Annotated in this window: 1 protein-coding gene; it reads left to right on the top strand. The window is 72.3% G+C overall.

Annotated features, from left to right (window positions below):
• Positions 1-80: 80 nt before the first annotated feature.
• The coding region (locus FVW20_RS18290) for a ChaN family lipoprotein (RefSeq protein ID WP_231039255.1) at positions 81-585 on the top strand (505 nt) is incomplete at its 3' end.

Below are 585 nucleotides of genomic sequence, written 5' to 3'. Positions count from 1 at the left end.
CGTCCGACAGCGGCGGCACGGTGCGTGCGCCCATTGCCGCACCGGCGAGCGCGACCGCAACCGCACCGGGGGACGCGCGCATGGGCATGACCATCCCTCGCCTGCCCGACGGAACGCTGGTGACGGTGTCCCCGGCGGGCGAAATCCGCACCATGAACCCGGCGGACGCAGCCCTGCAGGCCCTGCGCCACGACTACATCCTGCTGGGTGAATCGCACACCAGCGCGTGCGACCACCGGGCGCAGGCCGCGTTCATCACCGCCCTGCTGGCGGAAGGCGCGCGCCCTGCCATCGGCCTTGAAATGGTGCCCCGCGACGGGCAGCCCGCGCTGGACGAATTTTCGCGGGGGGCCACCCCGCTGGACAAGCTTTCCGATGCCCTGGACTGGCCGAAGACCTGGGGCTACGACTTCGAACTGTACAAGCCCGTGTTCGCCGTGGCCGACTGGGCGCGCCTGCCCGTGCACGGCCTGAACGTGCCGCAGCGCGTGGTGCGTCAGGTGAGCCGGGGCGGGCTGGAATCCGTGGCCGTGGCCGACAGGGTCTGGCTGCCGCCGTCCATCATCGCGCCCGCGCCGGAGCAGC

The organism is Nitratidesulfovibrio oxamicus, assembly GCF_015731765.1.
GTDB classification, from domain to species: domain Bacteria; phylum Desulfobacterota; class Desulfovibrionia; order Desulfovibrionales; family Desulfovibrionaceae; genus Cupidesulfovibrio; species Cupidesulfovibrio oxamicus.
Note: the sequence above shows the minus strand (reverse complement) of the source record. Positions and strands in the feature narration are given on the sequence as shown.